Below are 23880 nucleotides of genomic sequence, written 5' to 3'. Positions count from 1 at the left end.
TATTAACAAAATAAATCGCTCTGTTGCACATGATTATTAAGCTTTTGACTATATAAAAATATCTTTTCAACAGTCTTAATGCCCACAACTTGTATCGATAAAAGCTGATTTAGTTGATATATACGGCCTTCCTTAATTTAAGCGCTATTTTAACTGGCAATTCATTTAATTGCGCTATACTGGCGAAAATATTTTTAGATTAGTTGTTATGGCTCTTAAATCAACCATTATGAAGGCACAATTATCGCTTAGCGATATGGATCGCCATGTTTATCAAGATACAAACTTAACTCTGGCTCAGCACCCATCGGAAACTGACCAGCGGTTAATGATTCGCCTGCTCGCGTTTGCACTTAACTATTGTGATGGTTTAGAGTTTACCAAAGGGTTAAGTGCTGATGACGAGCCAGAGCTTTGGCACGTTAATTACAGTGAAGAAGTAGAGCTTTGGATTGAGCTAGGCTTACCTGACGAAAAGCGCCTTAAAAAAGCCTGCAATAAATCTAAAAAAGTTGTGCTTTATACCTACGGTGAGAACAACCAAGCTATATGGTGGCAAAAACACCAACCCAAATTGTACGAATTTAAAAATTTAAGTATTTTTAGTTTAGACTATGCAGCAACACAGGCACTTGCAGACCTAGTTGATCGCAACATACAGCTTACAGTTACCATTCAAGATGGTGAGGTATGGGTTAACACTGATAATACAAATATTGAGATAAAACCACAGCAATTAATGTAATTGCAGTTGCTTTAGGGGTTATATGAAAGTTAAACACGTTATTGTTTTACATGGCTTGTATATGTCTGGCTTTGTTATGCGCCCCCTTTGCTCTAGGTTAGAGAGCTCAGGAGTTAACGTGTTAAACCTTACATACAATACTCTTGACCCAAATCGTGATGCTATTTTTAAACAAATAGATGAGTTTATTGGTAATGAGCCCACAGCCTTAGTATGCCACTCTATGGGTGGGTTAGTAGCTAGAGCTTACTTAGAAGCTAACTCAGACGCGAGCCAATTCGTTACAAAAGTAGTAACGCTTGGTACTCCGCATCAAGGCAGTCACATTGCACAAAAAATGAAACAAAAAGGGTTTGAAGCTTTTTTAAAAAATAGCGTTGAGTTTTTACTCACACAAAATGGTAACTGGCCATTTAAAGCAAAGCTTTATAGTATTGCTGGCGACCTACCAATCGGCTTAATGCCTCTTATTGTAAAGGGTAGCAAGTCAGACGGCACGGTTCTTCTAGATGAAACTAAACTAAAAGGTATGGCAGAACACAAAGTGTTTCACTTAAGCCATACCAGTATGATTTACTCACGTGAAGTGGTCGATTATATTTTAAAGTGTTTAGGCGAAGGCAGTTAATCTTCTGCTGCCTCAGCTATTTTATAACTTAGAAATACAATAACCCCGAGCACCAACGGAATTGGCGCAGCTATATAACCAAACACGTCTGAGTTAGCGATACTTGCACCCGCTAGATGAGCTACTAAACCGAGCACAAATGCCACCAGCGCAATACATACCACAATTAACTCTGCTTTATTTTGTTTGCCTGTTTTTGCGTACATGTTCACTCTCCTAATTAATTCAGCATCATTATTATGCGCTTTCAAAAAGAGTGATTTTTGACCTAAATCAAAAAATAAATTAACAAATTTAATAACACCTTCTAGGCTTGTTTTAGATCATATTTTACCCAACAAACCACTTAAAAAATGAGGTGAATTTTAATAATTAGACCCCATTTCTATATAGCGAGCAAAACTTATGCACCTGACATTTAATAGGTTTTAACTATTAATTTTATAGATATAAACAATTTTACTAATCTAACTAAAAAAGTAATACTTTACTCAAGTTAACAAACAAACGGTTCTTAAGGAGCAAGTTATGTCACAAGTAAATGCAATTGGTTTAAACAGCGCAAAAAGCGACGACATTGTAAAATCACTTAATACTCTACTGAGTAGCTACCAAATACAGTATATGAATGCTCGTGGTTTTCACTGGAACATCAAAGGCCGTAACTTTTTTGAATTACACGTTAAGTTTGAAGAAATTTATAACCTGTTACTTTTGAAAGTAGACGAGATTGCAGAGCGTATTTTAACGCTCGATGGCGCGCCGTTACATGCATTTTCAGATTACCTTGAAGTAAGTGAAATAAAAGAAGCAAAAGGCATAAGTGATGGTGTTACTGCCGTAGAAAATATATTAGCGGGCTACAGTACATTAATTAAAAAGCAACGTGAGATTTTAAACCAAGCAGGTGATGCAGGCGATGAAGGTACAGCATCATTAATGGGAGACTACATCTCTGAACAAGAAAAACTAGTTTGGATGCTTAAAGCTTATTTGGATTAAGCTAAACGTTATTCTGATTTTGAAAGCCTCAGCTACCACTGAGGCTTTTTTGTTTATTTAACAAATGTATCATTCAACCAACGCAATAAAAAATGCCATTTCAAGTGCTTTTTCTTCCAAGCTTTTAAAGCGTCCAGATGCGCCGCCATGACCTGCGTCCATATCGGTTTTAAATACCAATATATTATTATCTGTTTTGTATTCTCGCATTTTAGCAACCCACTTCATGGGCTCCCAGTACTGCACTTGCGAGTCATGTAGGCCGGTAGTGACTAATATATTAGGATAATTTTGTGCGCTTATATTGTCATAAGGCGAATACGCATCTATTACATTATAAAACTGTGGATCGTTTGGGTTTCCCCATTCATCGTACTCATTGGTGGTCAGTGGAATACTCTCGTCCAACATAGTGGTGAGTACATCTAAAAATGGCACATGACACCCTACACCACAATATAACTGTGGAGCTTGATTCAGCACCGCCCCCATAAGCAAGCCACCCGCACTACCACCGGATGCAAATACTTTGCTGCTATCACAGTATTTTTGTTCAACCAGCGCTTCTGTTACGTCGATAAAATCACTAAAACTATTTTGTTTATGTGTTTTTTTACCTTGCTCATACCAATTGCGGCCTAGCATTTCGGAACCACGCACATGTGCAATGACATAAACAAAACCACGGTCAAGTAAGCTGAGCGACGTGCTAGAGAAGCTCGGATCAATGGTGTAACCATAAGCCCCATACCCATATTGAAACAATGGGTTGGTGCCATCTCTTTTAAAACTATCTTTTCGGTATACAACAGAAGCAGGTATTTTGACGCCATCACGCGAAGTAATCATCAGCCGCTCAGACTTATAATCTGTGGCTTTAAAGTCACCTAATACCTTTTGCTGTTTAAGCAATGTTTTTTCACCCGTTATAAGGTCAACATCGTACAAAGAACCTGGAGTGGTTAAGCTTGAGTAATAAATGCGCGCCGTTTTAACATTGGGCTCTGGGTTCATTGCAACAGCAGCGTAATAGCAAGGATCGTCGAACTCAAGCGCCATACGCTTGCCTTCTTTATTTACTACAACAAAACGTGCTTGTCCTTGCTCTCGTTCGCTGAGCACTAAAAAATCATTAAAAAGCTCAACGCCTTCAAGTAATACATGTTCCCTGTGGGCTGTATGCTCTTGCCACTGAGTTTTATCTGCAATGGTCTGCTCGGTTGCAGTCATCAATCTAAAGTTTTTAGCTTGCCAGTTGGTGACAATATAAAATGTGTCACCTAACTTATCGACATCAAACTCATGACCCTCTTCTCTTTGCATGAGTGCGCTAAATTGACCTTGCGGATTATTGGCATCAAGCACCCATGTGTCGTTGGACTCAGTAGATGCCAAATCAATTATAATTAGCGCTTCATCTCGGCTTTTACCCAGTCCCATAAAAAAGCTGCTGTCTTGCTCTTCATACACCAACACATCTTGGCTTTGCGCACTTCCCAGCTCATGCCTAAATACTTGGTACCCTAATAAAGTTTGCAGATCTTTTTTAACATAAAAAACGGTTTTATTGTCGTTTGCCCAAACAACTTGCCCTTCTGTATTTTCAAGCTCATCAGTGAGCATTTCACCTGTTGATATATTTTTAAAACGAACGTTATAAATACGGCGACCCTCAGTATCTTGTGAATACGCCATAAGCTGCTCATTAGGGCTTAATGCAACTTCCCCAAGGTCAAAAAATTCAAAATCTTGTGCAAGTTCGTTTACATCTAGCAAAAGGGCTTTATTTTCAGCTTTAATACTTGTGCTACGATAATGACGCGCATATTCATCGTCACCGCGCACTTCAGAGTGATACCAGTATTTTCCATCTTTGACGGGCACGGAATTGTCGTCTTTTACAATACGCGCTTTTAACTCTTCGAATAAGGTATTTTGCAAGGGTTTAATACATGCTAATTGCTCATCGCAATAGTTATTTTCGGCTTGTAAATGTGCGAGTACTTTTTCATTTTTGCGCTCATCATCACGCATCCAATAGTAATGGTCGGTTCTTTTTTTATTATGTGTAGTTAATATGTGGGGCTGCTTTTCAGCAACAGGGAAATGAGGCAACAAGCGTAAAGAGTAGTCTGAACTAGGCACAAATAAACCAAATTAAAGAAGTAATAATGCTCGCAGTTTATCATAAAAATAAAAAAGCCCACTCAATAGTTGAGTGGGCTTAAAGGCAACCGATTTATTCCTAAACCTGTAATACCTATGGGAAGAAACATGTAATTAACTAATTTATAATTGCAGCCAAGCCATAGCCCAACTTTTACCTATCCCTGGTTCAAATATTGACTGTTTATCCTTTGCTTTTCGACAAAACTCGTTAAAAGGCCAAGGCCTACATTGATATATGCAACCATCTTTAGGCTGTAACACCTTAGTACCTGCGTTATAGCGTTCACTATGCTCAGGGTAAACATACTCATACAAACGTTGAGAACTCACGTCATGATCGTCGCATTTTGCAATACAATTAAAATCAATATGCGCTTTGCATATACCGCTACTTTGCAATGCAAAGATTTTATTATTCCGATAAGCGACTACTAAACCGTGTTCAGTCATTTTTCCTGCACTAACCAAAGGAATGTGAACATTAATGTATTCTGCTATCAAACGCGGCCAGGCGTGAGGCTCCCCTTGTTCAAATGAAGTAATTTTAAAATCAAACGATAAGCTAATTAGCTCTCCTTGCATGTCATAAAAAGTTACTTTCACCACATCACCAATAAATAATTGAGTGTGATGATTTAAGCAACCAATTGTTGACCATTCCCCGCAGGCCAACGACGTATGCATAAACACGGCTACACCTTAAGAGTGACATAGTTTATTCATTATGAATAAACAAGAAGCACCAATAACAAGTAATACTGCAAACCATTCACTTGCCAAGGAAGTGCTAATTATAAGTACCCACTCCCTAACAATCAAACAAAAGAATGTAACCGAGATTTACAACCAGTAATTAAGGATTATTTTAAAGCTGAATTTATCCAAATAAGTACTGTAAAGGCTCTTGCCCCCAAGTAAACGCGAGTATAAGCAGTAAGCCTGCAAATATAGCCCATGCGAGCCAAGGCGACTTAGTTGCGGAGCTTTGTACACTGTTTGATTTTGATGCTTTTTCTCCAGTAATCATTGCTTTTACTAAAGGCTTACCTTTAATCTTGTACACAACAATTGCCGCTATATGCAAGCCTATTGCATACAGCAATATGTCAAAATTGAGGTGATGCAGCCAATTAGCAAAATCTACCGTATCACTCGATACATATTCAACAAGCGGGCCGTCAGTTAAAATACCGTCGCTACTCATCAACCCGGTAATTAATTGCGTTGATATAAGCGTAAAAAAAGCAAGAACCATATAGCTACCAGGAGCAGAGTGCCCAATGGTGTCAATCGGTTTTTTAAGCGCCTGTAACACAGCCTTAGGTGAGTGAAACAAGCCACTTAACTTTGCTGTTCGGCTGCCAAAAATCCCCCATACTATTCGCGTAACAATGAGCGCTAAAGTAAAGAACCCAGCAACAAAATGCAGCTCAATCATGCCTTCTTCTACACTAAAATATAAAACAGCAATACTAATGACTAACAGCCAATGAAAACACCGTATAAACCCATCCCATACTTTTATCGTCGTCATTGTGTTTACCCTCTAAAAAACAGTATTATTAAAATGCTAATCAACCTCATAATAAGGTGTCGTTATCTGCCATTCTACAAGCCAGCAAGGTAAATGCTATGCAACCAGTTAAAAAAGCGATAATAAAAGGCTTTTTAGATATGCTTCCGCTTTGCTTAGCCGTTATTCCATGGGGAATACTCTGCGGCTCTTTAGCTATTCAAAATGGATTTACAGCTCTTGAAACACAAGCCATGTCGTTACTGGTCTTTGCAGGTTCAGCTCAACTTGTCGCTATTGAACTTATGGCGAGTAACACCCCCTTACTTACCATATTATTCACCACGTTTATAATTAGCTCTCGGCATTTTTTATATGGACTTGCTGTTAGGCATAAAGTCATAGATCAACCAATGCGATGGCGCCTACCTGTTAGCTTTGTATTAACCGATGAATTATTTGCGTTTTCTCATCACCGCAAAGCTTATCGCACAAAAGTGCGTTTAGTTTATGCGCTTAGTGCAGGCTTTAGTTTTTACATCGCATGGAATATATGGACATTAATAGGCATTGTTGCAGGATCTATGCTTCCTGATTTAACTAACTTAGGGCTCGACTTTGCAATTGCAGCTACTTTTATCGCCTTAGTTATTCCAGGTATTAAAAATACCGCCTCTTTAGTGACTGTTATTGTGGCAGGTATTACTGCTACGTGGTTAAAAAGCACAGGGTTTGAATTATGGCTAGTGTGCTCCGCATTATTAGCAATGAGTGCAGGCTATACAACGGCAAGGCTAACAGCGAAAAAGGACACTAAAACATGATGACCACTATTTTACTCATGGCCTGCATTACGTTTTTTACGCGTTATTTATTTTTACACCGTGCATTGCCGTTTAAAGTAGGCCCTAAAATGCAGCAATTTTTAAGCTTTAGTGCACCGGCCGTGCTTACCGCTATTTGGGTTCCTATTGTATTTTTGGGTGACGAAGGCATAAACCTGAATTGGCAAAACCCTTACTTAAGTGCCGCTATTGTAGCCATTATTGTAGCTTATAAAACACATAACATTTATTACACAACACTTGCCGGTATGGGTTTGTTTCTAATTTTAAATTAGGGCTTATTACCCTCTAAAGTTAAGTTTTAGCAGCCTGAGGATTGTTTATTATTTTTCACCTACAAGGATGTGGAATTAGGTATAAGCAATACGCAAAATTTAGCTCAAACTATACCAAGGCCGTTAGGTCACATATCTCGCTCCACGAATAAACTTTATACTTTATGTGAAACCTTTACCGCGTTAAAGTATACCTAACAACAATAATAAGAAGCCACCATGCAAAAGTTTCATCAATTAAGCGCAACAAGTCTACAAGGCCAATCTATTAACTTTGATGACTTTGAGGGAAAAGTTGTACTCATTGTTAATACTGCAAGTAAATGCGGATTTACCTACCAGTACGCATCTTTACAAGCGCTTCATGAAAAGTACGCCAGTCAAGGACTTGTGATTATAGGCTTTCCGTGCAATCAATTTGGCCAACAAGAGCCTGGAAATGCGTCGCAAATAGAGCAAGGGTGCTTAATAAATTATGGAGTCAGCTTTTTAATAACAGACAAAGTTGATGTGAATGGTAAAAATGCACACCCTGTATTTCGATTTTTAAAGTCAGCATTACCGGGGCTTTTAACTCGAAAAATAAAATGGAATTTCACTAAGTTTTTAATTGCAGCCGATGGCACGCCAATTAAGCGCTATGCCCCTTTTACTAAGCCAGAAAAGATAGAGCTCACTATACAAAAAGCATTAAGTAAGGCTAAAAGCACGCAGTAAAAAGTAATAAAGAGGCACATAGCCTCTTTATTACCAATGTAACAACCGCTTAAGCGCACTTTTTTGTGCACCTAGCCGCCGTTATTAATTGGTATTGTAATTATACTAGTGCGGTTTAATCGATGTAATCGCTTAAGTCATCTTCGCCTAGATTTTTGCGCAAGCGTTTCTGCTCAAGATAGTCTTCCAACTTTTTCTTAACCTTTTGCTTGTTTTTATCGTGTTGATTTCGACCGACCATTTCGTATTCGTCTTCAACAAAATCATCATCTAGCGCATCGTAACTAAATGTCTTACCCACAACCCACTCCATAAAGTGTTTGAGACCAATTACGCTTTAATTAATGTAATTGGTAAATTAAAAAATTTAACACCAATATGCTGTGCAAATTAGCATCAAAGTAAAGCCACAAAGCCATAGTAAATAGCCTTCATGTCATTAATGTGAATAAATAGCGCTAAATTGCAATTGTGGAAAGTGAGAGTTTTTTATCGTATCGATAAAATTTTTTTATAAATTTATATTCGTTGGTGAATTTCACTAAAATATAGTCTAATAATAAAAACAAAACAGACCTTTAAACCCAGCAAAAAACACAAGCCATTGCTTTTGTTGATAAAAAAATAATGGCACCAAACTTGTTATTAGTTATTTGTTATCAACAAAAAATAGAGTCATCACATGAAAAAATTACTATTAGTTAGCGCATTAATCTGTACACCTGTTGCTATGGCACACAACGATAATGATTCAACAATTTCATTTAGCAACGATCAATGCGACGTAGAGTTTAAAAATGACGTTCGCATCAAGCCAAACGAACTAGAAATTTTTACAGCAAAAAACCAAGCTATGCAATTCAACAGCAATGGCGATTTAATGGTAAACGGTGAGTTTGTAGCGCTTAATAACTCACAACGCCAAGCTCTTACTCAATACTCTGATAGCTTACGTATACAGCTACCCGAAGTCGCTAATATAGCATTAGACGGCGTAAAAATCGCCGGTGTTGCTTTGGAAGAAGTCGGTAATGCTTTTAACATTAATGGCTTAGACGATATGTCATCGTTAATGGACGATATACGCGTAGAAGTAGAAAACACGTTTTATCAAGAAGGCACCTTTGTTATGGGCCAGCAAAGTTTTAACCAATTTGGTGAAAACTTTGAGCATCAGTTTGAAAAACAAATAGAAACAGCCGTTGAATCAGCAGTCATGCAATCTATGGGTAGTATACTGGTCGCGCTTGGATCGGAGTTATTAGGCTCTGGCGGCGATATGGATGCATTCGAAGAACGCATGGAAAATATGGGCGCACAAATTGAAGAGAAAGTAGAGTTACACGCGAACAACTTAGAGCAACGAGCTAATTCGTTATGCGGTAATTTTTCTGAAATTGCAAAACAAGAAGAGCAGCTAGTAACGTTAGTTCCTGAGCTAGAAGGTTATCAATTATTTACCTTTAAACACGTTAAATAACCCGCAATTAACTCACTATATTTAACATCCCTTCAGCAGCATTTTATTTTATTGAATGCTGCTTTTTTGCATCTGTTCTGTCTCTTTTTTCTCGTTTATGTTGTTCGGCTCAGAATAAGGGCCATTGGTCTAGTTAGTACTTGCCTAAGTAAACAACTCTATGGCTTTATACAAACATAGGCTTCGTTCGTTATTTATCGTTATAAATAATAAAGATAAAAGCAGTGTTTTATGGACATAAATTTAACTCATATGCCCCCTGTTTTTGATAACACTAAAGATTTAATCATCCAATTTTTAGTGGCCAAGCAAGACTAAAATATTCAGCAAGCAATTTGCTTCAAAATTTATGCCCTTAGCAAAAAGCTGAGAGGCTCCATCCCCAGTTAGACACGTTTAAACGTAACTAACACTAAAGCGCCTGCCTCATAGCAGGCGCTTTTTATTTATTAGAGAAGCACTCTATTAAAAAACCGTATTTTTAAGTCAATTACTATTTTAAATATCAAATTAACGACGATTTTTAATGCGCTAAACATAACTACTAGCTGCAATAAAAAACACTACAAACACAATGATTAAAAACCTAAATAAAATAATCTGAATAATTACCCATTTAAAACAATCGAATATGCATAAATAAAAAACAAAACTAGTAAAAACACATTTAAAACAACAAACTAAAAAACAACAGGGTGAAATAAAAATTAAAAAACAGAAAAAACACAATTAAACATTTGATTAACAACCACCACTTCAGATAAAAATAACTAATGCCTCATAGGTAATTTTTATCGTTTTATTTTTGTACGCTTTGCATGCAAAATGCGCATGTTTTCAACAGACCTAAACCGGAGCCAAGTGATGAACCCAATAAATACATTAAACCAAACAGCAAACACACAAATTGCAGTTAAACCAACCAACCGAAAAGCAAAAATGCTAGCTAGGCTTAATACCCTTGGTAAAAAATTAGCACTTGGCGGCGCAGCGCAATATAAATAATCACCCAACCATGGTTATTTATTCGGTGCAGCAAACACCCAACCACTAAAAAGTCTCTTTTTTAGCTCCCACAGTTTGCTGCAACCTCTTTATTTTATTAATAATTGCCTTAATTTCCCCTAATTTGTAAAAAAACACGTATTTACGTCTATTTTTTAGGCAAACAGACATTTTGCTATTTACACACCCCCATCACCTAAGTATTATTCTGCGTCACGGAGAGATGGCAGAGTGGTCGAATGCACCGGTCTTGAAAACCGGCATAGGTTTGTAGCCTATCTAGGGTTCAAATCCCTATCTCTCCACCATATTTTAATTGGTGGTTTTTTATATCATCAATACAACCGGTTATGCGTTGGAGAGGTGTCCGAGTGGCCGAAGGAGCTCCCCTGCTAAGGGAGTATAGAGTTTGTAGCTCTATCGAGGGTTCGAATCCCTCCCTCTCCACCATATACTATATATAAACCACTTAACTGTGGTTTTTTTGTGCCTAAATTTTAACACTAATACTAAATTGGAGGGTGAGACCCTCGACAGGGTTCGACAAAATGTCTGGAACATTTTGAGCCGCTGCAAGCGTCGCACAGCGATTGATTACATGGATGTAAGCAAGTCTATTCCCCTTTCTCCACCATATACTATATAAACCACTTAATTGTGGTTTTTTTGTGCCTAAAATTTATAAAAATTAAACAAATTGTAACCCGCTATGACTTAGTGCATTATTACTAAAACGATAGCCACTTTAGGTTTGCTATGAACAGGTTCATATTGTTAATTACATGCACAGCGCTACCTTTTTTTTCTTTTTCGCAAAATACAACGGTATACAAGTGTGTAATTAAAGGTGTTCCTACCTTTAGCCAAACACCTTGCTCAAAAGATGCCGAACAGATCACACTAAAAGAAATCAATATAATTGAAGCCTATAAAAGCCCCACTCAAGCAAATAATGTTACAGATAGTTCAGTAGACAATTTTTTAGAAGTTCAGCAAATAGAACGTGAAATAAGCAAGCTACAATTAACACTTAAACAAACAGAAAAAACCTACCAAGAGCAAGTAAAGCAAGCCAGCTATGTTACACAAGATCAGGCTAATCGGTTAGGCGCCTCTTCTATTGCTGACGCCATTGCTAAAAAAACAGCGCCAATTACCAGCGCATATGAATCAAAGGTTACGCGTACACAACAACAAATAGATGCTTTACGTCAACGAAAGCAGTTGCTTAGTCAAATTCCTTAAGCGCTTGCTTTATGGTATTGATAAGCGCGTTTACATCTTCTTCCGTTGTATAAATATGCGGTGAGACTCGTATTCCGTATTTGCGCTCGTCAACACTCATGTTTGCTTTACCCAGCGCTGCTAATATTTGCTGCTGTTTATTCTTAAAAAACATAATAACGGTACCACTACATTGATTGCTTTGTATTGGTGACACAACAAATTCACTTAAATGCTGATGAATATTCGAAATCATCGCGAGATTATGCTCTCTTACCTTTCTAACTGTCAGATCTGCAAAGTAATTTATACTATTTACAGCAATCACGTACGGGGCTATAGAAGGGGTGCCTCCCCAAAATCTCAGCGCGCTGTGATGATAACTAAAATGGTTAATATTAAACTCAAAGGGGTCTTCATGAGAAAACCACCCCACATCTTTTGGCTTACACTGCTCCAGCTGGTTTTGATTAACCCATAAGTAGGCTGCACCAGGCCCGCCGCACAACCATTTAACACTTGAGCCAATCATGAAATCGGCATCAAGCGTTGTTAAATCAATAGGCAAAACTCCAGCAGATTGCGCCACATCAATTATTGAAAGGCTATTAGTCATCTTACTGCGTAGTACAATATCGCTTATCGGTGCTTGAACCCCCGTATTTGAATAAACATGGCTTACAAACACCATATCTATATCGGATGTTAAATAACGCTCCCATACAGCTATATCGCTTAGGTCTTCTTCTTCAGGAATAAACGTTATTTCTGCACAAGGCGGTAACGCCTTTTGCATTACAAACCCCATACTTGGAAAGTCACTTTGTGCCATAAGCACTTTGCAGCGTGCTTGTTGTAATTGAGGGTGCGACATAACTAACTTAGTTAAACTGCTTGATAAATTAACCTGCGGACAAAATTGTGAACTTGGCGAATTAAATAACTTACCTAGTGCAGAAGTAAACGCATCTATTTGAGGTAACCATTGTTGCCATGGCTCTTTATTTGAATCTTGCCATGGTGATAGGTAGTGCTCTGTAAAGTACTGTTGAGAGCTTTTTAGTGGCCTGCCGACGGAGTGGCTTAAAAAGTAGCAACCTTCAGATATACAAAAATCATTTTTAAGCATATTACTTCACCCACTCTTTTAATGAATTGAGATCATCAAACCGCGTTTTTATATCGTCCCTTTTTGCCGCAGCGCGTCTATCCCTCAACTTTTCTAACGAATCGAGTAATACATGAAGTGGCGGTCCACTTGCCGTTACTTTACTTAAATGTTGCTCTTGCATTTGCTTTGACGGTTGCGCAATAAATTTTTCTACTAACTGGTTATGATGTCCGATTGCTGTGTCACCATGTAACTTACATACTTGCATAAATAGCTTTCCATGTGATTTAAACCAGTTGCTATTTTTATATTGCTGCGCCTGTAAAAAATCGTCCATAAAGCTTTGTATTCGCATTGATTCTCTTAATATTTGCTGATCTTCTGGCATCATATACAAAAACTTATCCACCAGCATTTGTGAGTAGCTTGGCTCATTTGCACTACAAAGACCAAGCAACATATCAATTACGTTAATTCCGGCAAAATCGCCTGCGTTTGCACCTCGATAAATCTCTTTACCAACACGGTATGGTTTGTAGTAAGGGCGAACGCAGTTAAAAAAACGATCTGTATCTAATTGTGTGTAAAGTGCATTATTAGATTCAATTACATCAATGAGCGCGTACTTTGCAGCCTTTAATAATTCACCACACAAAGGGTGCGAAATACCCAGTGGTACTATCTTTAATAAGGCATCACTTGCTCGCTTGTAGGCTAAAATACCTTGAGTGTTATAATCTAAAAAAAGTTTTTCATCAGGTAAATTAGTAAAGCGCTTATAGGTGCCATTAACAGCTTTATTGTGGGTGGTTAAATGCGCGGTAGCAAACCGCGGTGTTACACCAATCGACGCACCAATATGCATTGCCAATGCCGATGCCTCTACCAAAGGTGAAGTAGTTTCTCTACTGGGCTCAGTTATTTCATGGCGGCGACATGCAGCCATGAATAATCCAACATTGCCTAATAAATCAAATGCACGATCAAACCCTTGATCGGTATTTCCTTCTGCTAACAAGTGTGAAATTAATACATTGCCTTGCCTTTTTAATTGTTGCTTTAATTTCTCACCAACACCTTCAACATTTGCTTTATCGAATTGCTGCCAATAAAGCAGCTCTAATTCAGTATTTATCTCTACAAACTCAGTGCGTATCCAATCATCAAATGTGGCCGTATGTGTATTCATTATTTTGCTCTATTATTTTTATATTTAAATGCTAACAGAGTAACGTGAGCGTAAATCATCAAAAAACAAAGTGAAAGTGTCTATAATTAGTGATAATCACTAAAAATTTAAAAATAGATAACAATAAATGTTAGATAAAAAAGATCAGCAAATACTCACAGCACTACAAGAAAATGCCAGAATATCGGTTTCAGATTTAGCAAATACGATTAGCTTGTCTGATACGCCTTGCTTAAGGCGAATCAAAAAACTTGAAAAAGAGCATGTTATTACGGGCTACCACGCGTCAATTAATCCTAAAAAACTTGAACTGAACGTATTGGTATATGCTTTTATTAGGCTAAATCAAAATTCTGTTAGCGCGGCAGACTTATTTGAACAGTCGGTAGAAAAGCTACCTCATGTATTAGAGTGCAGTGTAATATCAGGTAGCTATGATTATTTACTAAAAATTATTGCTAACGATCTTGAAAGCTATGAACAATTTGTTAAACATCGGTTAGGTAGTTTGAGCTGCATAGCGAATATAGAGTCAACGGTGGTACTTAAGCAGTCGTTCACTAAAAAGCAGCTTCCGCTATAAAAGTACGGCAAATACAAAGTTGTTAGCTATACTGATATTTCTTAAACAGAAACATAGATATATGGATATTATGTGAAAATATTCGCCTCAACCTATCAATCAATTATTTTCTACATATTATTCGCCCTCGCTTATTACTTACTGGGCGTTGGACTTACTACGTTTGCATTTAACTCGGAAATAGTCCCTATCTGGCTACCGGCAGGTATTGCTTTAGTTGGTTGTTATATATGGTGGTGGCGTTTTATACCGCCTTTATTTGCAGCAGCAATTGCATTTAACTTAAATATATTCGATAACTCAGCTCATGAAATAATGCTGGTCGGCAATACGTTTACTCAGGCCATTTACATTGCCCTTGGCGTTATTATCCAAGCTATGGTCGGTGCCGCAATATTAAGGTATTGGTTGGGAAATCCGCTTTATTTTCGTAAACGAAAATACATCGCTTATTTTATTGCTGTAGTTGCTGTTTTAGTAAGCTTACTATCATCAAATATTGGTGTATTTGCGTTAAGTAACTTTAACCCACTTTATAGTATTGAGGACCATTGGCTACATGTTATTTATTGGTGGTTAGGAGATATATTAGGGGTACTTATTGCCTCACCTTTTTTATTGTCGCTACTGCCCAAAGCACCAGGACAACGCAAAGTCTTAGCCTTTGAAACCATTGCAGTTTGCTCTATTTTATTTATATCTGTGGCGCTTACAGCACAAATTTACGAACGCGAAAACAGCAAAAATACAATTAAAATTGCAGAGCGAGAAGTTGAAGTTATTGAAAACAGTTTATACAGGTATATAAATCAAAGTATTATCGCCGTGCAAAGCTTAGCAAGCCAAGTACAATCATCACCTGAGTTTAATGAGCAAGACTTTTACGCTTCAGCAAATAAACTACTTGAAAAGCATTCATTTATTAAAGCATTGTCTTGGAATGTACAAATAACACAAGCGCAGCGCCAAACACTCAGTAATACAATGTCAACAATTTATCGGCAAAATATAAACATTGTTGGTGATCCTCTCGAAGATGATGACCCTCTAGTGGTTGTTAAATATATAGCTCCTTTAGAAAGTAACCAAAAGGCGGTTGGCTTTAATGTATATTCAAACCCAGATCGAAAAGCATCTTTGCAAAATCCAGCTATCAAATATTTACCTATCAGCACTAAAATCATTCAATTAGTCCAAACAAAAACACCAACACCCGCCTATCTACTATTTGCGCCTGTCTATGGTCAAAATGAAAATATAAAGGGTTATGCCACCGGTGTATTTTTGGCCCATAAAATTATTGAACAAGCTATTACACAGCAGCAATCTGAAATGTTTTCTATTGATGTGTTTGAATTTGACAACGAACCCGCCTTTTACAGTAACGACTCTCAAAACTTTGAGCAAGCAACCCAAAGCCAGTTAATGTCATTCAATATTAACTTTGGAGGGCAGCAATGGGTAATAAAATTAGCACTTAAAGAAAACTACATTTCACAACAAAACATTGAAATGTCTTTATTTTTACTTATGCTACAAACCGCTGTGTGTTTACTTATTATTGTAGTGTTAATGCTATTTAACCAGCAGCAACTAGCGCTTAGCCGCCAAGTTGCAGAACGAACAAGCTCATTGGTAAAAGCCAAAAAACAGTCTGACTTAGCCAATAGCGCTAAAAGCCAATTTTTAGCCAATATGAGTCACGAAATACGCACCCCATTAAATGCCATTATTGGCCTATCGTCACTTGCGAAAAAAGATGATGATGCTCAAAAGCTGTTCAGCTACATTAAAAAAATTTACTCCTCTTCAAACAGTCTATTAAACCTAATTAACGACGTTCTTGATATTTCAAAAATAGAGTCACAACATTTAATACTAGAGTCCATTGCGTTTGATCCAAAAGCACTTGTAACGCGCATTGACACAATGTTTGAGCAAAGTGCGAAAAATAAGAACATTGAATGGATTCTCAAATGTAACTTACCTGTAGATACCTGGTTTTTAGGCGATGCAATGCGCATAGAACAAATACTACTTAATTTATGTAGTAATGCGATTAAATTTACTAACGAAGGAAGCGTTACGCTCGATATAGATACAGAGTTTGTGTCTGCCAATAAGGTAAAACTAAGCATTTCAGTATCAGATACTGGCATAGGTATTGAAAAAAACCAACACAACACCTTATTTAACGCGTTTACCCAAGCTGACAGTTCAACCTCTCGAAAATTTGGTGGCACTGGCCTTGGTTTAACAATAGCTAAAGAACTATGTTTGCTAATGGGAGCAACACTTAATTTAAAAAGCGAGCTGGGTGAAGGGTCAACCTTTACGTTTGCCGTTAATTTAACAACAACAGAGCCAGATATAGAGCCAGAAGCCATATCAAAAGATATTGATATTACGTCTTTAAATATTTTGGTCGCAGAAGACAATCCTGTGAATCAAATGGTAATAAAAGCCATGTTGGGATCTTTAGGTATCATTCCTCACTTGGTTGAAAATGGTGAAGAAGCTGTAAATATAATCAAAGAACAACATTTTGATTTAGTATTAATGGATTGCCAAATGCCTGTTATGGATGGCTATAAAGCAACAGAATTAGTTCGTGCGTTTAAATCGCAACATACATTACCCATTATTGCGCTAACAGCAGATGCCATGCCAGAAGATAAAATTAAAGCTAAAAAAGCAGGCTTTAACGAACATTTAGCAAAACCCATAGAACTTGCAAAACTGACCGAGTGTTTGAGTCAGTTTGTAAAAAAAGGTACTAAATAACATCCAAAAAATTGTTACCATCACGCTACGTGACTGAGTTATTATGTTCTCGGGTGGCGTTTAATCACACAATTAGCCTAATCGCATCGTAAAACACCGCTTTAATACGTGAGTATTAAAAGCTCTGAAAAAATAAATTGAAGCTTAGAAGTAAAATAAGTGCCAATAAAATTACAAATTAGAGCGCACAATTAAGCACGCAATATTTACAAGGTCGGCATCATGAAAAGCTTTTCTCATCGATGGTTTAAAAATATTAATGAAATAGACCAAGCGCAATGGCATGCTTTTTTTGGTGATGAACCTTTTACTCAACATGCCTTTTTATACGCCTTAGAGCAAAGCCAATGTGTAACACAGCAAAGTGGCTGGCAGCCCTATCATTTAGCTGTATATGAAGGGAGTAACTTAATAGCGCTTGCACCTGGTTACGTAAAAAGCCATTCTTATGGTGAGTATGTATTTGACTGGGCATGGGCTGAAGCATACGAAAAAAATGGTTTGCATTACTATCCCAAATGGCTATCAGGGGTGCCATTTAGCCCAATTGAAGGTAAACGTATTGCCATTCATCACACAAACCACACCGTCGTATACAACTATATTACAGAGCAACTCTGCACGCACAGCATTGAGCAAGGATGGTCTGGCTGGCATATAAACTTTTGCGACCAAACACAAGCAACGTTACTCACTAAGCAGCAAGCGATGCTCAGAGAGGGCGTTCAATTTCAATGGTTTAATAAAGGGTTTGATACTTTTGACGACTTTTTAACAACGCTAAACTCGCGTAAACGTAGATCGCTAAAAAAAGAACGCGCTAAATTAACACATCAAAATATTACTACTGAGTGGCTACAGGGTTCAGATATCACACCTGAAATAATGCAGCTGTTTTGCGAATTTTATCAGCGCACCTATTTAAAACGCTCAGGACATTTAGGCTATCTAAACAGTGAATTTTTTACCCTTTTGCATGCACTTATGGCATCGCAGCTGGTTATTATGCTTGCCAAAAAAGACGGTCAAGTCATCGCTGCAACACTCAGTTTAATTGGTGAAAACACACTTTACGGCAGGTACTGGGGGGCAAGCGAAAATATTGACGCACTTCACTTTGAGCTATGTTATTACCAAGGGATAGAATTTGCTATTAAACATAAACTCGACTGCTTTCATTCAGGTGCACAAGGGGAGCATAAAATAGCGAGGGGGTTTGAACCCGTTACTACTTTTTCAGCCCACCATATTGTTAACAATGACTTTAGCAGTGCAATTGAAGATTACCTGTCTCGAGAACGCCAGCATATTGCACTTTACAAAGCACAGTGCACATCGTTATTGCCGTTTAAAAACGAGTAACTGGTTATTAGCAGGCATAGCATGATCGCTCATAAGCGAAAGCCCTGCTTGCTTGGCCAATAATAAAACAGCTTCAAAGTCTCTTATACCACTTAAAGGATCTCGCTCAGTTAAAAAGGCGCAAAACTCTTGATTACTTTGGCTAGTGTATTCACCTTTGTACTTAAAAGGACCATAAATACACACAACCCCCTCATCATTTAAGTGACGTTTAACCCCGTCAAAAAAACGTTCAACTAATAACCAACTTACAATATGAAATGTATTCGCAGTATATATAGCATCTACTTTTTCGATAGGCCATGGCTGGTTTAAATCAAGCTCAATAGGGGCATGTAAATTAGCTAAATTCACTTCACTATGCCATAGCCTAATACCTTCATGATTAATGACACGATCACTTGTATGCCATTGTAGATAAGGTAATTTTTCAGCAAAAAACACACTGTGCTGACCTGTTCCAGAACCAACTTCTAATACTGTTTTAACGTTTTTTAACGCGCTATTTAAATGCTCTAAAATTGGCCCTTTATTGTTTTCACATGCTTGTGAAAATGGCTTTGTCATTGAGTGCACCAAAATTGTGGATGTTTGCACAATAGTAAAGCAAATTTGCAATATGTTGTCGTGACTAATTATGATTTATTTATTAAGTTAAATATAATCATATAGTTAGATATAGCTGGCTTGATTGGTATGTATTATGCAGCAACATAATTGACCCATTTAAGGGTTAATTAACTAATCACAAAAGGATAAAATTATGCATATGCCTCCCTATACCGCTGTTGATGCAGCAGTAGCTATCACCGATAAAAGTACCGATGATCACAGTGAAAGCCTTGATATGAGAGCAACAGTAATTGATTTACTTTCTCATCCAAAACATAATCAAAAGGCGATCACTAAACATGAAACAGACCAGATATTTATTCTCGGCTATAATTAAAATACACGCCGTAAATAATTTTTATAATAACTATTTACACTGAAACCGATTAAATGTAATGATAACTATTATCATTAGTTGAGTCGGTTTTTTTATGCCTTCAAATCACGCCTTACATAACTATCAACATACTCTTGCATTTAATTGCAAAAGACCAGGTCTGCATGCCCCAATGCTTGTCGCTCATTATATAGACGCAGCTCTCAACGTAGCTAAAAACTTTGAACAACTTGATAATCCGCTACTTCAGGAGTATTACCTAAGACGCACACACCATGAAATTATAAATAAAATGTGCGATCCTCTTACTCATAATGCAATTCGCAAACAATGTCTAAACCAGCTACACAAACCATTACTTGCATTAAAGCGTTTCTACATAAGCCACAATAGCCGTGCTAAATTTTTATTACTTGAGCGTGAAGCTCGTATTCTTAGTCACGAATTCAACCCTTTTTAAGGAGCACATTAATGAGCAACTTTAGAATAGAATCAGACAGTATGGGCGAATTAAAAGTACCTGTTAACGCTTTATATCAAGCACAAACACAGCGCGCTGTTAATAACTTTGCCATTAGCGCCCTCACTATGCCAGCACAATTTATAAAGGCACTGGCATATATAAAACAAGCTGCAGCACAAAGTAACTGTGAGCTAGGGCTTATAAATAAAACCAAGGCAACTGCAATAGAGCATGCTTGCCAAGCGATTATTGATGGTAAGCATCATGATCAGTTTCCTGTTGATGTGTTTCAAACCGGTTCAGGAACTAGTTCTAATATGAACGCCAATGAAGTAATAGCAACACTTGCCAGTACTCAACAGGAGCTTGTACATCCTAATGATGATGTAAACATGGGCCAAAGCTCAAACGATGTAGTCCCTACGGCTATTGCACTAAGTAGTGCATTAGCCGTTAAACAAGCATTACTGCCAGCTCTTGAAAACCTTTCGCAACATTTAGAAAATAAAAAGAGCGAGGTAGGCGCTATTGTTAAAACAGGTCGCACCCACTTAATGGACGCGATGCCTGTTACATTCGAGCAAACCCTTAATGCATGGCAATCGCAAGTAAACAACGCAGCCTCAGGCATTCGCCATAGCTTAGAGCCAGTGTGTGAGCTTGCTCAAGGTGGTACAGCTGTTGGTACCGGTATTAATGCCGACCCAAAGTTTGCAGACTTATTTTGCACTAACCTAACTAAAAACGTGGGGATCCAGTTTTCGCCAAGCAAAAACTTTTTTTATAATATTGGTTCACAAGATGCCATTGTTGCACTGTCTGGGCAATTAAAAGTACTCGCTGTAGCACAAATGAAAATAGCGAACGACTTACGCTGGATGAACTCAGGCCCTCTTGCAGGTTTAGGCGAAATAGAACTTGAAGCCCTACAACCTGGCTCATCTATTATGCCGGGTAAAGTAAACCCAGTCATACCAGAAGCCGCTGCGATGGTTAGTGCGCAAGTGATTGGTAACGACGCTACAATTACCGTTGCTGGTCAATCTGGTAACTTTGAACTAAATGTTATGCTGCCCGTTATTGCCTATAATATTTTGCAAAGCATAGAGCTACTAACAAACAGCGCCCAAGCTTTGGCAGAAAAAGCCATAGCCACATTTATCGTAAATCAAGCTAACATTGACCGCGCTCTTGCTAAAAACCCTATTTTAGTGACTGCACTTAATCCGGTGATCGGTTACGAAAAAGCAGCAAAAATAGCCAAGCAAGCCTATAAAGAAGCCCGTCCTATTATTGATGTTGCCGAACAAGAAACTGACTTACCACGTGAAGAGCTCGAAAAACTGCTCAACCCGACTAAGCTCACACAAGGTGGTTTGTAGTTTTTGAAAAGCCATAAATACGGCTTTAATTACTTGATTATAGAGTTTTTATTGCCGTAAAAAATGCACCGTGTATGATAGTGATGAATTATTCATCACTATCAAGGTATCTTATGCGCCCTGTATTATTAGCTCTTGTTTTACCCCTTTGTTTAAGTGCGTGTTTAGATAAAACACCAGCAGAAAAAGAATCAGTAACCACTGCTGAAGTAATAAAACCAAAACAACAAACACTAAAAGAAACCACTCAAACAAAAAGTGACGTTGAGGAACTTTCAAACTCAAGTCTTAAAGCGGTATCGGTTGAAGATATTACGACAGCTAAAACCCAATTAAACACGCTTATTGCTGACACTAGCTGCGATACAAGTATGCAATGTAAAGTTATTGCAGTAGGTAGTCGCGCCTGTGGTGGCCCTAGTAGCTTTGAAGTTTATTCAACCAAAACAGCAAAAGACGAGCAAGTAAAAACACTGAGTAAAACAATCACCGAGCTTGAAAGTAATTTTAATACGCAAAAAGGAATGATGAGTATTTGCCAGCATTTAACAACACCAAGCACTCAGTGTGTTGAAAATAAATGTGTTAAACTTGAAGGCTCAGCAGTAAGTGTATTTTAAGGATAACAATATGAGTGGTTTGACATTGACAGTTAAATTATCAATTTTTAGTGTTGCTGCTAGCATTTTTTTACTCAGCGGTTGCTCAACAACAGCATCTGTAAATAGCGATCAAGGGCAGAGCTTGTCGGCTTTAAATAGCCAACTTGCCAATATTGTTGATAACAATGGCTGTACAGCAAGCTTTCAGTGTAAGGTACTTGAAGTAGGGGCGCGAGCATGTGGCGGGCCGAGCAAATATGCTGTTTATTCAACGCTAAATACCCCTCAAGAGCAAGCAGAAAGCATTGCAAAGCAGATCACCGAACAAGAAAAAAATCAAAATGAGCAACAATCACTAACCGATTGCTTACCGGTTATTGAAGTACAATCGCTGTGTATTAACCAGCAATGCCAATCAATAGATATTAAGTAATAAATAAAGTATTAAGTACTATTTCAGCGTTATTGACTTAAGTACGGAATAAGCGCTGAAATAACCACGACTAGCAGCACACATATCCCTGCTTTTAGTATGTACTTCATTGGCATGGTTTTTAGTACCCAGTATGCATATATAAAACGCACAAAATAACTTGCTGCAGTACCAAATAAAGCAAAAATAATTAGGTAAGTAATCAGTATAATATTCAAAGCAGTACTTCTTTATAGTTGTTACCTTTAGTGTAAGGGCTTAATACAAAGAACGCAAAAGCACTGCTTTTCAATTTATTAGCTTTTGATAAATGATTTAAAAGTACATTGAAGTACCCATCCATTTAATCTTATTTTTAGCTAAAATAACTGCCTAACATACTTTTATAAGCCAGGATTTAGGTCAACTACTTAGCTTTTTTAGTATGCGCAATTAAAAGCTCTGCTACTTGTTGCTTTACCGCGCGCTTATCTTCGCTTGGTACATCAAAGCGGCTCGCTAGTTGCGCTATCTCATCATCATTCAAATTGAACGATAAGCGCTGTCGAGTCTTTTTAGACTTAACATCTAAGCCAAGTATTTTGCGGATCATATCGGATGGCGTGAGCTCTTGGTCAATTGCTTGCTTTTTTATTTGCTTTTGAACATCGCTACTCAAATCAAATGCCATTTGTGTTGCACGTACAGCCTGCTCTTGGCGCAACCACTTATCTTTAGCATCACTCACTTCGCGTCTCCAGGAAATAAATCCACTATATCGGTAATTGGACGCGTAAGTGTTAATGACACTTCGGTTTCGCCGCCATCCCAAATTTCAATATTTAGACTATGTCCTTCATCAGGCGATTCTAAACATATCATTTCACAAGGCTCGCCACCGTCTTGCTCATAGCGAGGTAGGCTTTGACCACGAAAGTCTTTATTATGAAAATAACAAACAAACGGCGATTCAGTTTGTTGGTAACTTTTAGCCAAAAACTGCATAAAACGCTCAGGAGTATTTTTAACTGCAATATGCGTTAACAACTCTTCATCAAAAATACGAGCAAATTCATCTAATGTGAAAATATCGTCTACTTCATCTCGTTGAACTTTTATCGAAAAATTAGCCCACTGCTCGCCGTCTTCTTGTGCTATTTGTAAAAACACAACTTGACCACTGTTTGTCTCAAGCACAAACTCAGTATCACTACTGTGCTGATATTGATAAGTTTGCACATCAATAACACGCAATGTTTGTCCTTTTAACCACAACGGATAAGCAAACGAATCTATAACGGTAAACATGTCACCTTTTTTAAGCTCACTTGCATGGTTAAGCTGACGTTCTGGCTCTTTTTTAGATTTGAAAAAATTAAACATAATAAAGCATCCCTTAAGCAAAAAAGGTAACTAAGCGACGCTTAATTACCTTTTATT

Annotated in this window: 28 protein-coding genes and 2 tRNA genes; 19 read left to right on the top strand and 11 right to left on the bottom strand. The window is 37.7% G+C overall.

All coding sequences use genetic code 11. The annotated features are described in order from the left end of the window. Positions 1-208 precede the first annotated feature (208 nt). Positions 209-745: a YaeQ family protein gene (locus tag ATS72_RS11840; RefSeq protein WP_058430311.1), complete on the top strand. Its 537-nt coding sequence runs from the start codon at positions 209-211 to the stop codon at positions 743-745. A gap of 22 nt (positions 746-767) precedes the next feature. Continuing rightward, complete coding sequence (locus ATS72_RS11835; protein WP_008128336.1) at positions 768-1373, top strand: PGAP1-like alpha/beta domain-containing protein; 606 nt, start codon at positions 768-770, stop codon at positions 1371-1373. Here ATS72_RS11835 and ATS72_RS11830 read toward each other — a convergent pair. Further along, positions 1370-1579: a hypothetical protein gene (locus ATS72_RS11830; protein WP_058430286.1), complete on the bottom strand. Its 210-nt coding sequence runs from the start codon at positions 1577-1579 to the stop codon at positions 1370-1372. The genes ATS72_RS11835 and ATS72_RS11830 overlap by 4 nt on opposite strands. Before the next feature lie 322 nt (positions 1580-1901). Here ATS72_RS11830 and ATS72_RS11825 point away from each other — a divergent pair, with 322 nt between their 5' ends. Continuing rightward, on the top strand, positions 1902-2375 hold the full coding sequence (locus ATS72_RS11825) for a Dps family protein (protein WP_010558088.1): 474 nt from the start codon (positions 1902-1904) through the stop codon (positions 2373-2375). A gap of 69 nt (positions 2376-2444) precedes the next feature. On the opposite strand, the gene ATS72_RS11820 is transcribed toward ATS72_RS11825, so the two are convergent. From ATS72_RS11820 to ATS72_RS11810, 3 genes are all read right to left on the bottom strand, one after another. Next, positions 2445-4520 (bottom strand): S9 family peptidase, encoded by a 2076-nt coding sequence (locus ATS72_RS11820; protein WP_058430285.1) that lies wholly within the window; start codon positions 4518-4520, stop codon positions 2445-2447. Positions 4521-4664: 144 nt separating this feature from the next. After that, a complete protein-coding gene (locus tag ATS72_RS11815) occupies positions 4665-5228 on the bottom strand; it encodes a hypothetical protein (RefSeq protein ID WP_058430310.1) in 564 nt (187 codons plus the stop codon). A gap of 193 nt (positions 5229-5421) precedes the next feature. Further along, positions 5422-6078: a cytochrome b/b6 domain-containing protein gene (locus tag ATS72_RS11810; RefSeq protein WP_058430284.1), complete on the bottom strand. Its 657-nt coding sequence runs from the start codon at positions 6076-6078 to the stop codon at positions 5422-5424. Positions 6079-6176: 98 nt separating this feature from the next. Here ATS72_RS11810 and ATS72_RS11805 point away from each other — a divergent pair, with 98 nt between their 5' ends. The 3 genes from ATS72_RS11805 (at position 6177) to ATS72_RS11795 (ending at position 7894) form a co-directional block, all read left to right on the top strand. Further along, positions 6177-6881: an AzlC family ABC transporter permease gene (locus tag ATS72_RS11805; protein WP_058430283.1), complete on the top strand. Its 705-nt coding sequence runs from the start codon at positions 6177-6179 to the stop codon at positions 6879-6881. Then, positions 6878-7177 carry an AzlD domain-containing protein gene (locus tag ATS72_RS11800; protein ID WP_058430282.1) on the top strand — a complete coding sequence of 100 codons (300 nt, stop codon included), beginning with the start codon at positions 6878-6880 and terminating at the stop codon, positions 7175-7177. The genes ATS72_RS11805 and ATS72_RS11800 overlap by 4 nt, the downstream gene beginning before the upstream one ends. Positions 7178-7396: 219 nt before the next feature. After that, the gene (locus ATS72_RS11795) at positions 7397-7894 is read left to right on the top strand and encodes a glutathione peroxidase (protein WP_058430281.1); all 498 of its coding nucleotides are present in this window, start codon (positions 7397-7399) and stop codon (positions 7892-7894) included. A 115-nt stretch (positions 7895-8009) separates the two neighbouring features. On the opposite strand, the gene ATS72_RS11790 is transcribed toward ATS72_RS11795, so the two are convergent. Continuing rightward, on the bottom strand, positions 8010-8195 hold the full coding sequence (locus tag ATS72_RS11790; RefSeq protein ID WP_010558095.1) for a PA3496 family putative envelope integrity protein: 186 nt from the start codon (positions 8193-8195) through the stop codon (positions 8010-8012). 381 nt (positions 8196-8576) lie between these two features. Here ATS72_RS11790 and ATS72_RS11785 point away from each other — a divergent pair, with 381 nt between their 5' ends. The 5 genes from ATS72_RS11785 to ATS72_RS11770 all read left to right on the top strand — a co-directional run bounded on the left by ATS72_RS11785 (position 8577) and on the right by ATS72_RS11770 (position 11624). Further along, positions 8577-9374 (top strand): YggN family protein, encoded by a 798-nt coding sequence (locus tag ATS72_RS11785; RefSeq protein WP_058430280.1) that lies wholly within the window; start codon positions 8577-8579, stop codon positions 9372-9374. 864 nt (positions 9375-10238) lie between these two features. After that, entirely contained in the window at positions 10239-10379 is a 141-nt protein-coding gene (locus tag ATS72_RS18865; protein ID WP_008128321.1) for a hypothetical protein, read from the top strand. A gap of 217 nt (positions 10380-10596) precedes the next feature. After that, positions 10597-10687: transfer RNA gene (locus ATS72_RS11780), tRNA-Ser, on the top strand. 49 nt (positions 10688-10736) lie between these two features. Beyond that, positions 10737-10829: transfer RNA gene (locus ATS72_RS11775), tRNA-Ser, on the top strand. Positions 10830-11135: 306 nt separating this feature from the next. Continuing rightward, positions 11136-11624, top strand: coding sequence for an RNA-binding protein (locus ATS72_RS11770; RefSeq protein ID WP_006793835.1), 489 nt, complete (start codon positions 11136-11138; stop codon positions 11622-11624). Here the strand turns inward: ATS72_RS11770 and ATS72_RS11765 are convergent. Both ATS72_RS11765 and ATS72_RS11760 read right to left on the bottom strand, forming a co-directional pair. Continuing rightward, on the bottom strand, positions 11608-12732 hold the full coding sequence (locus ATS72_RS11765) for an aminotransferase class V-fold PLP-dependent enzyme (RefSeq protein WP_058430279.1): 1125 nt from the start codon (positions 12730-12732) through the stop codon (positions 11608-11610). The two genes, ATS72_RS11770 and ATS72_RS11765, sit on opposite strands and share 17 nt — an antisense overlap. 1 nt (position 12733) lies before the next feature. Continuing rightward, on the bottom strand, positions 12734-13903 hold the full coding sequence (locus ATS72_RS11760) for a PrnB family protein (RefSeq protein WP_058430278.1): 1170 nt from the start codon (positions 13901-13903) through the stop codon (positions 12734-12736). A gap of 127 nt (positions 13904-14030) precedes the next feature. Between ATS72_RS11760 and ATS72_RS11755 the strand changes: the two genes are divergently transcribed. From ATS72_RS11755 to ATS72_RS11745, 3 genes are all read left to right on the top strand, one after another. Continuing rightward, positions 14031-14486 carry an Lrp/AsnC family transcriptional regulator gene (locus ATS72_RS11755; RefSeq protein WP_008128312.1) on the top strand — a complete coding sequence of 152 codons (456 nt, stop codon included), beginning with the start codon at positions 14031-14033 and terminating at the stop codon, positions 14484-14486. A gap of 72 nt (positions 14487-14558) precedes the next feature. Then, a complete protein-coding gene (locus ATS72_RS11750; protein WP_058430277.1) occupies positions 14559-17270 on the top strand; it encodes an ATP-binding protein in 2712 nt (903 codons plus the stop codon). Positions 17271-17492: 222 nt separating this feature from the next. Further along, a complete protein-coding gene (locus ATS72_RS11745) occupies positions 17493-18632 on the top strand; it encodes a GNAT family N-acetyltransferase (protein WP_058430276.1) in 1140 nt (379 codons plus the stop codon). Here ATS72_RS11745 and ATS72_RS11740 read toward each other — a convergent pair. Next, positions 18609-19199, bottom strand: a complete 591-nt coding sequence (locus tag ATS72_RS11740) for a DUF938 domain-containing protein (protein ID WP_008128308.1) — start codon at positions 19197-19199, stop codon at positions 18609-18611. The genes ATS72_RS11745 and ATS72_RS11740 overlap by 24 nt on opposite strands. Before the next feature lie 196 nt (positions 19200-19395). Between ATS72_RS11740 and ATS72_RS11735 the strand changes: the two genes are divergently transcribed. The 5 genes from ATS72_RS11735 (at position 19396) to ATS72_RS11715 (ending at position 22461) form a co-directional block, all read left to right on the top strand. Continuing rightward, entirely contained in the window at positions 19396-19581 is a 186-nt protein-coding gene (locus ATS72_RS11735; RefSeq protein WP_058430275.1) for a hypothetical protein, read from the top strand. Positions 19582-19675: 94 nt separating this feature from the next. Then, complete coding sequence (locus ATS72_RS11730) at positions 19676-20041, top strand: hypothetical protein (protein WP_235591577.1); 366 nt, start codon at positions 19676-19678, stop codon at positions 20039-20041. An 11-nt stretch (positions 20042-20052) separates the two neighbouring features. After that, positions 20053-21426, top strand: coding sequence for a class II fumarate hydratase (locus tag ATS72_RS11725; protein ID WP_058430273.1), 1374 nt, complete (start codon positions 20053-20055; stop codon positions 21424-21426). A 113-nt stretch (positions 21427-21539) separates the two neighbouring features. Further along, positions 21540-22046 carry a hypothetical protein gene (locus ATS72_RS11720; protein ID WP_058430272.1) on the top strand — a complete coding sequence of 169 codons (507 nt, stop codon included), beginning with the start codon at positions 21540-21542 and terminating at the stop codon, positions 22044-22046. Between the two features lie 10 nt (positions 22047-22056). Continuing rightward, positions 22057-22461 (top strand): hypothetical protein, encoded by a 405-nt coding sequence (locus tag ATS72_RS11715; protein ID WP_006793824.1) that lies wholly within the window; start codon positions 22057-22059, stop codon positions 22459-22461. 29 nt (positions 22462-22490) lie between these two features. Here ATS72_RS11715 and ATS72_RS11710 read toward each other — a convergent pair whose 3' ends face one another. The 3 genes from ATS72_RS11710 to ATS72_RS11700 all read right to left on the bottom strand — a co-directional run bounded on the left by ATS72_RS11710 (position 22491) and on the right by ATS72_RS11700 (position 23823). Next, the gene (locus ATS72_RS11710; protein WP_006793823.1) at positions 22491-22679 is read right to left on the bottom strand and encodes a hypothetical protein; all 189 of its coding nucleotides are present in this window, start codon (positions 22677-22679) and stop codon (positions 22491-22493) included. A gap of 188 nt (positions 22680-22867) precedes the next feature. Continuing rightward, positions 22868-23188, bottom strand: coding sequence for a hypothetical protein (locus tag ATS72_RS11705; RefSeq protein WP_006793821.1), 321 nt, complete (start codon positions 23186-23188; stop codon positions 22868-22870). Continuing rightward, a complete protein-coding gene (locus tag ATS72_RS11700) occupies positions 23185-23823 on the bottom strand; it encodes a DUF4178 domain-containing protein (protein ID WP_058430271.1) in 639 nt (212 codons plus the stop codon). The genes ATS72_RS11705 and ATS72_RS11700 overlap by 4 nt, the downstream gene beginning before the upstream one ends. Between the last annotated feature and the right edge of the window lie 57 nt (positions 23824-23880).

The organism is Pseudoalteromonas sp. 13-15 (assembly GCF_001468205.2).
In the GTDB taxonomy this organism is placed as follows: domain Bacteria; phylum Pseudomonadota; class Gammaproteobacteria; order Enterobacterales; family Alteromonadaceae; genus Pseudoalteromonas; species Pseudoalteromonas marina.
Note: the sequence above shows the minus strand (reverse complement) of the source record. Positions and strands in the feature narration are given on the sequence as shown.